Raw genomic sequence first — 695 nt, forward strand, 5'->3', positions numbered from 1 at the left:
AGGTCATCCTGTTTACTTCCAATATTAGTGGAGAAGGTAAATCTTTTGTGTCATTAAATCTAGGAGCAAGTCTTGCATCTACAGAAAAGAAAGTTATTATTTTAGAATTGGATCTTAGAAAGCCTAAACTTCACTCCGCTTTAGGTATAGAAAACCAGCAAGGATTATCCAATTATCTTATTGGGCAGATTAACTACAAGGATATTATTAAACCTATTCCTCAACAAGAAAACTATCACATAATTACTAGTGGAAGCGTGCCTCCTAATCCTGCCGAATTATTATCAAATGGGAAGATAGAAATTTTAATTAAGGAGTTAGTAAAAGAATATGATTTTGTAATACTTGATGCCCCTCCCGTTGGATTGGTAACTGATGCTCAAATCTTAGCTCAGTGGGCTGATGCTACTATGTTTATCGTTAGGCATAATTACACTATTAAGAACCAGATTGGATTAATTGACAGTTTTTATAGAAAAAAGGCGTTTCGGAATTTAAATATCGTATTTAATGCCGTGGAACGGAGCCATGGCTATGGATACGGTTATGGTTACGGCTATGGATACGGTTATGGTTATTACGAAGATGATCACACCAAGGGAGGTTTAATAAATAAAATGTTTGGTAAAAAGCATTAAGCCATCGATACCTAGTTTATTCGAATAATGGCGTATCTAAACTAATCTATAATTGAC

The 695-nt window shown here is 34.5% G+C and carries 1 protein-coding gene; it reads left to right on the plus strand.

The window, feature by feature from the left end; translation table 11 throughout:
* Positions 1 to 638 (plus strand): tyrosine-protein kinase family protein (locus AC1DQW_RS27865; protein ID WP_477457052.1); only part of this gene is annotated, 638 nt, incomplete at its 5' end.
* Positions 639 to 695: the final 57 nt, after the last annotated feature.

The sequence above is a fragment of the Mucilaginibacter sp. P5_A4 genome, assembly GCF_056400605.1.